Source organism: Allobosea sp. P4_H5, from assembly GCF_056400825.1.
In genome coordinates this window covers 1-9,075 of the sequence record NZ_JBFUKM010000030.1, presented here as the reverse complement: position 1 = coordinate 9,075, position 9,075 = coordinate 1, and the positions used below count along the sequence as shown (strand labels likewise).

Here is a 9,075-nt window from a genome sequence, read left to right as displayed (position 1 = left end):
CGCCCTTGCGCCTCCGCGACGGCGACGGCGGTCATGTTGACGACGCCGCGTGCCGTGACCGAGCCGGTGAGGATATGCACCGGCTTGGCGGCGCCGATCAGGATCGGGCCGACCGGGAGCGCGTCCGCCAGCACCTTGGCGAACTGGTAGGCGATGTTGGCTGCGTCGAGATTGGGGAAGATCAGGACGTTGGCGACGCCCTTCAGCTTCGAGGACGGCAGCACCCGGTCACGGATCGCGGCGAGGAGGGCGGTGTCGGCCTCCATCTCGCCATCGCATTCCAGCTCCGGCGCACGCTCCTGGATCAGCTTGACCGCCTTGCGCATCTTGATCGAGGACGGCGTGTCGGCCGCGCCGAAATCCGAATGCGAGAGCAGGGCGATCTTCGGGGCGATGCCGAAGCGCTCGACATGGCCGGCGGCGAGGATCGTCATGTCGGCGATCTCTTCGGCCGTCGGATCATGCTTCACATGGGTGTCGGCGAGGAAGAAGGCGCCCTTGCTGGTGATGATCAGCGTCATCGCCGCGATGTCGCAGACGCCGGGCTCCAGCCCGATGATGTCGCGGATATGGCGCAGCCGCGAGAGGAAGCGCCCTTCCAGGCCGGTGATCATCGCATCCGCCTCGCCGCGCGCCACGGCGAGCGCCGCGATCACGGTGTTGTTGGTGCGCACCAGCGAGCGGGCCGCCTCCGGCGTGATGCCGCGCCGGCCGGCGATATCGAGATAGGTCTGGACGTAGTCGCGATAGCGCGGATCGTCCTCGGGGTTGATCAGCTCGCAATCGATGCCGGGGCGGATCGTCAGGCCGAAGCGCTTGACGCGGGTCTCGATCACCGAGGGGCGGCCGATCAGGATCGGGATCGCCATGCCTTCCTCGATCGCGATCTGGGCGGCGCGCAGCACGCGCTCATCCTCGCCCTCGGCATAGATCACGCGCTTGGGGTCGGCCTTGGCCTTGGCGAAGAGCGGCTTCATCAGGAAGCCGGAGCGGAAGACGAAGCGCGACAGGTCCTCGCGATAGGCTTCCAGGTCGATCAGCGGCTTCTTGGCGACGCCGGTCGCCATCGCCGCCTCCGCCACCGCCGGCGCGATGCGCAGGATCAGGCGCGGATCGAACGGGTTGGGGATCAGCGAGTTCGCGCCGAAGGTCGAGGCCTCGCCGCCATAGGCGCGCGCCGCGATGTCGGACGTCGCCTCGCGGGCCAGCGCGGCGATCGCGCGGACCGCGGCGAGCTTCATCGGCTCGTTGATCGTCGTCGCCTGCACGTCGAGCGCGCCGCGGAAGATGTAGGGGAAGCACAGGACGTTGTTGACCTGGTTCGGATAATCCGAGCGTCCGGTGCAGATCATCGCATCGGGGCGCACCGCGAGGGCATCCTCCGGCGTGATCTCGGGATTGGGGTTGGCGAGCGCCAGGATCAGGGGCTTGGGCGCCATCTCCTTGGCCATCTCCGGCTTCAGAACGCCGGCGGCCGAGAGACCGAGGAAGATGTCGGCACCGGGGATGACCTCGGCGAGCGTGCGCGCCTGCGTCTCCTGGGCATAGACCTCCTTCCAGCGGTCCATCAGCGTGTTGCGGCCCTTGTAGACCACGCCGTCGAGGTCGGTGACCCAGATGTTCTGGGTGCGGGCGCCGAGCGAGACGAGGAGGTTGAGGCAGGCCAGCGCCGCCGCGCCGGCGCCGGAGACGACGATCTTGACGTCGCCGATCTTCTTGGCCGCGAGGTCGAGCCCGTTCAGGACGGCGGCGCTGACGATGATCGCGGTGCCGTGCTGGTCGTCATGGAAGACCGGGATGTTCATCCGGGCCTTGAGCTGCTCCTCGATCTCGAAGCATTCGGGCCCCTTGATGTCCTCGAGATTGATGCCGCCGAAGGTCGGCTCCAGCGCGGCGACGACATCGACGAATTTCTCGATGTTCTTCTGCTCGACCTCGATGTCGAAGCAGTCGATCCCGGCGAATTTCTTGAACAGGACAGCCTTGCCCTCCATCACCGGCTTGGAGGCGAGCGGGCCGATGTCGCCGAGGCCGAGCACTGCGGTGCCGTTGGTGATGACCGCGACGAGGTTCTGGCGCGAGGTGAGTTCGGCGGCCTGCGCCGGGTCCTCGACGATCGCCTCGCAGGCGGCGGCGACGCCGGGCGAATAGGCCAGCGCCAGGTCGCGCTGGTTGCCGAGCGGCTTGGTCGCCTGGATCTCGAGCTTACCCGGCTTGGGAAGACGGTGGTAGACGAGCGCGCCAGAACGAAGGTCGGTGGAGAGCGTGCTTGTCATGGCGCGATGGTCCCTGTCTTCAACGATGGTGAACCGGGCGCATGTCGCCCGGCCCCGGAGCCTATCGGGCCAGCGGTCGTGTCGCCCTCGGCATTGGCCGAAGGATTGTTCGCATGCGGTGGGTCAGACCCGCCCGTCCCCATCGAGATAACCGTGCTTGCGGGTGTCGGGCATCAGCCAGCATGCGACGAGCGCAACGGCCACGACCGCCGTTACATACCAAGGGAACAACAGCTCGTTGCCGCCCGCTTTCATTGAAAGCGCCACATACTCCGCTGTGCCGCCGAACATGGCGTTGGCGACCGCATAGGGCAGGCCGACGCCGAGCGCGCGGACGTCTGGCGGGAACAGCTCGGCTTTCACGACGCCGGAGATCGCGGTGTAGAAGCATGCGATCACCAGCGAGGTCATGATCAGGACGGCTGCCATCGCGGTGCTCCCAACGGATCCCAGCATGGTCAGCAGAGGAACGGCACCGAGCACCGCGAACGACCCGAAAAACAGCAGGTTGTTCCGCCGGCCGATGCGATCGGACAGGGAACCGAAGATCGGCTGCAGGCACATGAACACGATCAGGCAGACGGTCATGACCGTGCTCACGGTCGCCGCCGGCATCTTGGCCGTGTTCACCAGATATTTCTGCATGTAGGTGGTGAAGGTATAGAAGTAGAGCGAGCCGCCCATCGTCAGGCCGAAGGTGATCAGCACCGCCTTCTTGTGCGGCAGCAGCAGCTTCAGCGAGCCCGCCTCCTTGTGTCCGCCGCTATGCGTCTCCTCGAGGGAGCGCCGCAGATACATCGCGACGACGGCGGCGACGGCTCCCAGCGCGAAGGGGATGCGCCAGCCCCAATCCTTGATCTGCTCGACGGACAGCGTCGCCTGAAGCACGATCAGCACGAGCAGGGCGAGCAATTGACCGCCAATTAGCGTCACGTATTGGAACGAGGAGTAGAAGCCCCGGTTCCCCTTGCCCGCGACCTCGCTCATATAGGTCGCCGCCGTGCCGTATTCGCCGCCGACCGACAACCCTTGCGCCAGGCGGGCGACGAGCAGCAGGGCGGGCGCCGCGGTTCCGATCGTCGCATAGGTCGGCAGCAGGGCGATCATCAGCGATCCCCCGCACATCAGCAGCACCGATGCGACCATCGAGGTCTTGCGGCCATGCTTGTCGGCGAGCCAGCCGAACAGCCAGCCGCCAAGCGGACGCATGAAGAAGCCGACGGCGAAGATGCCGGTGGTCGCCAGCAGCTGGCTGGTCTCATCGCCGCTCGGGAAGAAGGCAGAGGCGAAATAGATCGAGGTGAAGGCGTAGGCGTAGAAATCGTACCATTCGACGAGATTGCCGGAGGAGGCGCCGACGATCGCCTTGATGCGACGTGCGCGGTCCAGCGCGTGATCGACCGCCCCCACGCCCGCTCCCATCGCGGACCCGCTCAATGAACCTACGCTGCTTTGCATCTGCTCCTCCGTTCGGGCCATTCGGACCCGTTGTCGTTGCGGGCGTAGCCGGCGGCCACGGTCACGCCTCGGCCTTCTTCCGCTTGCGCGCCAGCATGTTCAGCCCCTCGACCAAGGCGGAGAACGCCATCGCTGCGTAGATGTAGCCCTTGGGGATGTGGAAGCCCGTGCCGTCGGCGATCAGCGTCATGCCGATAATCAGCAGGAAACCGAGTGCCAGCATGACGATGGTCGGGTTGCGCTCGATGAACTCGGCCAGCGGCGTCGCCGCCAGCATCATCACCGACACGGCGACGATGACGGCGATGTACATGATCGCGAGATGATCGGTCATGCCGATGGCGGTGATGATCGAGTCGATCGAGAAGACGAGGTCGAGCAGCAGGATCTGAACGACCGCCCCCGCGAGGCTCAGCTCCAGCGTCCCGCCGACGATCGTATCCTTGTGATCCTCCGGATCGACGGTGTGATGGATTTCCTTGGTCGCCTTCCAAACCAGGAAGAGGCCGCCAGCGATCAGGATGATGTCGCGCCAGGAGAAACCCTGGCCGAACAGACTGAAGACCGGATGGGTCAGCTGGACGATGAAAGAGATCGTCGCCAGCAGCACCAGCCGCATGCCGAGGGCCGCCATGATGCCGATGCGACGGGCCCGTTTCTGGTGCTGCTTGGGCAGCTTGTTGGTCAGGATCGAGATGAAGATCAGATTGTCGATGCCGAGCACGATCTCGAGCACGATCAACGTCACCAGCGCGGCCCAGCCGGTCGGTTCCATCAGGAACGAGAAATGGGTCGCAAGGAAATCCGACATCACGCTTGGCCTTTCGACATCTTGTCTACGCGGCCTGCCCAGCTCGGCAGCAAGAACACCGATCACGAGCCGGAGAGCGCCTTCCTCCACTGCAGGACGAAGTCGCGGTAGTTCTGGTTGTTCAGGTAGCCGATTAGCGCGGGGCCAAGGGTGATCGGCCGCTCGCTGGCGCCGAGCATCTGCTTCAGGCGCGCAGCGGTGTTCTCACCCTCGACATCGTCGCGGATCGCATGGAGGCGTGATGCGTTGGCGAGGACGGTCTGACCGCGCTTCGACAACAGATAGTCGATCCAGAGCTTTGCCGCGTTCGGATGGGCGGCCTCCTTGTTCGCGAGCAGGATGCGCGACATCACCAGCGTGTAGTCGCGCGGAAAGACATAGCCGAGTGTGTCGTCGGACGCCGCCTTCTGGGCGGTGTAGGAGCCGAGCAGATTGTAGCCGAGCAGCGTTTCGCCGGAGGAGAGTCTGCGCACCATCGCGCTCGTGGTCAGATCGAACCGGGTCTGCGCCTTGCCGAGAGCCGAGACCAGGGTCCAGAACTCGGGCGAGATGGCGGCGTCCTGGGTCGCCAGGAAGAAGCCGAGGCCGGACTTCTCGATATTGTAGCTTGAGACCTTGCCCTTGAACCGCGCCGGATCGGCGTTCAGCAGCCGGATGAAGTCGGCACGGGTCTGGGGGACCTCGTTCGCCGGCAGCAGCTTCTTGTTGTAGGCGAAGACGATCGGCTCGTAGGTCGTGGCGAAGCCCTGATCCTTCCAGTTCGCCCAGGCCGGAAAACGGGCCTTCTCCGGCGAGACATAGGTCATCGCGTAGCCGTTGCTGACCAGCGCCGCCTGCTGGTCCATGGCCGAGCTCCAGAGGATGTCGGCCGTATCGGCCCCGAGCTTCCTCTCGGCGATGAAGCGATGATAGAGTTCGGTGCTGTTCAGATCTTCGTAGACAACATCGATCCGCGGATACATCGCGCGGAAATCCGCGATCAGCGGCGCCGCGACGTCGGCGTCGGTGGCCGCATAGATCACGAGGCGGCCCTCATCCTCGGCCGCCCGGACGGTTCCCGCATAGGACGCCGGATACCCGGGCGGTACCGTTCCCCGCGGGGCGTAGCCCATCAGCTCTTCACCGGATTGCGAGGAGGCGGGCGACGCGGCAAGCAACGCCAGACAGGCAGCGGCGAGAACTGCGCTCAGCTTCTTCATGGCCGGACTCCAGGTCACGCTCATCCCCTTACGGGCACCAGCAACAGGGGCGTGCGAGCCTTGCGCGTCAGCTCCTGCGCGACCGAGCCGAACAGCAGGCCCACCAGCACGCCTTCGCCCCGCGACCCCATGACGATCAGATCGGAGGGAATCGCGCTCGCCTGTTCCAGGATCAGCTGGGCGACATCGTCCCCCTCGCGCACCGCCACTTCGGTGATCGGCCGCGCCGGCTTCTGCTCGGCGCGCACGGCGTAGAAGGCCGCGATTTGCGCCTCTATGTGCTCCTTGACGCGTCTGGCCCGATCATCGTGATACTTGTCGAGTTCCGCCTGCGGCACGTAGGACTCGGCGTCGATCAGCGATTTCTCGCGCTGATCGGTGATCACCGTCAGCACCTGCAGGTGCGCGCCCAATCGGTTGGCCAGGTCGATGGCGTAGGCCAGCACCGGTTCGCCGTCGTCGCTGAGATCAGCGGCGTAGAGGATGTTCTGGATGACATTGGTCATTTTGCGCTCCGATCAACCGATGCGGCCGACGATGGGAATGACGCCGATGAGGATGTTGCCGATCAACATGACCAGCGCGGCCGCCAGCGACCACAGCAGCGTGGCGCGTTGAAGGTCTCCGAACTCGATCTTCGCCAATCCGACCAGAAGATAGGTCGCGGCCACCAGCGGGCTGAGCAGATGCGCCTGCTGGCCCACCAGCGAGGCGCGCGCGATCTCGGGACCGGTGAAGCCGTAGACCGCTGCCGTCTTCGCCAGGATCGGCACGATACCGAAATAGAAGGCGTCGTTGGAGATGAAGAAGGTGAAGGGAACGCTGAGCACGGCCGTCACCACCGCCATATACGGACCCAGCCAGTCCGGCACCGCAGCGATCACACTCGCGGCGATCGCGTCCACCATCTTGGTCCCCGACAGGATGCCGACGAAGATGCCCGCGCCAAAGATCAGCGCCACCACGGGCAGCACGTTCTCGGCATGGTGGGCGATGCGCTCCTTCTGGATCTTCAGGCCCGGATAATTGGCGGTCGCCGCGATCGCGAAGGCGATGATGAACAGGACCGACAAGGGCATGATGTCCAGGATCAGTACGATCAGCAGGCCGGCGGTCAGCAGGAAATTGAACCAGAGCAACTTGGGTCGCAGCAGCGACGGGTCGCTGCCGACCATGATCGCCTGCGCGCCGGCCTCAGTCGGATTGAGCTCGGCGATGCCGAGGCGCTTGCGCTCGCGCATGCCGAGGATATAGGCGACGAAGAAGACAAAGGCTGCGTTCACGATCATGACCGGGATCAGGGGAACGAAGACATCCTTCATCTCGAGCCCGAGCGAGCTCACGACGCGTGCAGTCGGGCCGCCCCAGGGCAGCAGGTTCATGTTCTGCGAGGCCATCATGACGATGCAGGCGAAGACCAGCGTGCTCATGCCGAGCCGCCTGTACAGGGGCAACATGGCGGCCGCCGTGACCATGTAGGTGGTCGAACCATCGCCATCGAGACCGACCGCCATGCACAGGGCAGCGGTACCGACCACGATCTTCATCGGGTCGCCGCCGACCAGCTTCAGAATGAACCGGGCCACGGGGTCGAACAGGCCCGCGTCGATCATGAGACCGAAATAGAGGATGGCGAACATCAGCATGACGCCGGTGGGCGCGAGCTTCTTGACGCCGTCGAGCATCATCGGACCGAGGCCCATGCCGAAACCGGCAAGCAGGCCGAACGCGATCGGCACAAGGATCAGCGCCGTCAGGGCCGGCAGGCGTTTGGTCATGATCAGAGTCATGAAGGTGACGATCATCGCGTAAGCCAAGAAAGTCAGCATTTTCATATCCTTGTGCCGAGATCGCCTGTCCGGCGGCGGTACTGGTCAGAATTGCAGTTCGATCAACAGACGGGTGGTGATCCGGTCGACAGGGAGCATGCCGTCGACCGTTCGAAGCAGGCCGGTGTCGCGGTAGTAGTCGGTCAGGGGCTCCGTCTGCCGGCGATAGGCGTCGAGGCGGACCTTCAGGGCCTCGGCATTGTCGTCGGCGCGAACCGGCTGCCCTGCCGCCTTGGCCTCGCGCGCCCGCAGGATGACGCGATCGAGCAAGGCCGCTTCGACGACCTTGAGCTCGAGCACCGCGTCCAGCTTGGTGTTGGCCTCGGCCAGCACCGCATCGAACGCCACGGCCTGTCCGAGGGTGCGCGGGAAGCCGTCGAGGATGAACCCCGCCGCCGCATCCGGCTCCGCGATGCGCTCGCGCACGCAGTCGATCACGATCTGATCGTTGACGAGTTCGCCGCGCGCCATGACGTCCCTTGCGGCGAGGCCGACGGGAGTGCCCTTCTCGGTGGCGGAACGCAGCATGTCGCCCGTCGACAGCTGTGGGACCCCCAAACGGTCGGCAAGACGCGACGCTTGTGTTCCTTTGCCGGCTCCAGGTGGGCCGAGCATGATGACCCTCATGGCTTTTCCTCCTCCCTGGTCCGAGCGCCTTCGGCCCGCGCGATCGCCGCGCTGATCAGCTGGCGGGCCTCAGCGGCATCGCCCCAGCCGAGCAGCTTCACCCATTTGCCGGGCTCGAGATCCTTGTAGTGCGTGAAGAAATGCTCGATCTGACGGCACAGGATCTCCGGCAGATCGGTATGATTGGTAACGTGACTATAGCGTTGCGTCAGTTTGCTTGAGGGCACGGCGATGATCTTCTCGTCGCCGCCACCATCATCTTCCATCTTCAAGACGCCGACCGGGCGGACATTGATGATCGCGCCTGGCGCGATCGGGCGCGTATTGGCGACGAGGACATCGATCGGATCGCCGTCCTCGGAGAGGGTGTGCGGGACGAAACCGTAATTCCCTGGATAGCGCATCGGCGTGTAGAGGAAGCGATCGACGACGAGGACGCCGGCGTCCTTGTCGAGCTCGTATTTGATCGGCTCGCCGCCGATCGGCACCTCGATGAGGACATTGATGTCATCGGGCGGCTGGATACCGATTTTGATCGACTCGAGACGCATCGGCGATTCCTATCGAGCGTTGTCCGGAGCGCAGGCCGTCACGTGCGCTTGTTCTGTCGGTTGGCGATCAGGTCGTCGACGACAGCGGGATCGGCCAGGGTGGAGGTGTCGCCGAGCGCGCCATACTCGTCCTCGGCGATCTTGCGCAGGATGCGGCGCATGATCTTGCCCGAGCGGGTCTTGGGCAGGCCGGGCGCGAACTGGATCAGGTCCGGCGAGGCGATCGGGCCGATCTCGTTGCGGACGTAGGAAACCAGTTCCTTCTTCAGGTCCGCCGAGGGCTTCTCGCCCGCCATCAGCGTGACATAGGCGGTGACATAGGCG

Annotated in this window: 9 protein-coding genes; all 9 read right to left on the bottom strand. The window is 64.9% G+C overall.

Annotation, left to right across the window (positions count from 1 at the left end):
* Positions 1–2,276 (bottom strand): NADP-dependent malic enzyme (locus AC1DS0_RS30725; protein WP_476817987.1); only part of this gene is annotated, 2,276 nt, incomplete at its 3' end.
* Between the two features lie 123 nt (positions 2,277–2,399).
* Positions 2,400–3,698, bottom strand: a complete 1,299-nt coding sequence (locus AC1DS0_RS30720) for an MFS family transporter (RefSeq protein ID WP_476817986.1) — start codon at positions 3,696–3,698, stop codon at positions 2,400–2,402.
* 97 nt (positions 3,699–3,795) lie between these two features.
* Positions 3,796–4,545: a TerC family protein gene (locus AC1DS0_RS30715; protein WP_476817985.1), complete on the bottom strand. Its 750-nt coding sequence runs from the start codon at positions 4,543–4,545 to the stop codon at positions 3,796–3,798.
* A 62-nt stretch (positions 4,546–4,607) separates the two neighbouring features.
* Positions 4,608–5,744: an ABC transporter substrate-binding protein gene (locus AC1DS0_RS30710; protein WP_476817984.1), complete on the bottom strand. Its 1,137-nt coding sequence runs from the start codon at positions 5,742–5,744 to the stop codon at positions 4,608–4,610.
* A gap of 20 nt (positions 5,745–5,764) precedes the next feature.
* Positions 5,765–6,250: a universal stress protein gene (locus AC1DS0_RS30705; RefSeq protein WP_476817983.1), complete on the bottom strand. Its 486-nt coding sequence runs from the start codon at positions 6,248–6,250 to the stop codon at positions 5,765–5,767.
* Positions 6,251–6,262: 12 nt separating this feature from the next.
* The gene (locus AC1DS0_RS30700) at positions 6,263–7,573 is read right to left on the bottom strand and encodes a CitMHS family transporter (protein ID WP_476817982.1); all 1,311 of its coding nucleotides are present in this window, start codon (positions 7,571–7,573) and stop codon (positions 6,263–6,265) included.
* Between the two features lie 45 nt (positions 7,574–7,618).
* A complete protein-coding gene (locus AC1DS0_RS30695; protein ID WP_476817981.1) occupies positions 7,619–8,200 on the bottom strand; it encodes an adenylate kinase in 582 nt (193 codons plus the stop codon).
* Positions 8,197–8,751, bottom strand: a complete 555-nt coding sequence (gene ppa / locus AC1DS0_RS30690) for an inorganic diphosphatase (protein WP_476817980.1) — start codon at positions 8,749–8,751, stop codon at positions 8,197–8,199. The genes AC1DS0_RS30695 and ppa overlap by 4 nt, the downstream gene beginning before the upstream one ends.
* Positions 8,752–8,789: 38 nt before the next feature.
* The coding region (locus tag AC1DS0_RS30685) for an AMP-binding enzyme (RefSeq protein ID WP_476817979.1) at positions 8,790–9,075 on the bottom strand (286 nt) is incomplete at its 5' end.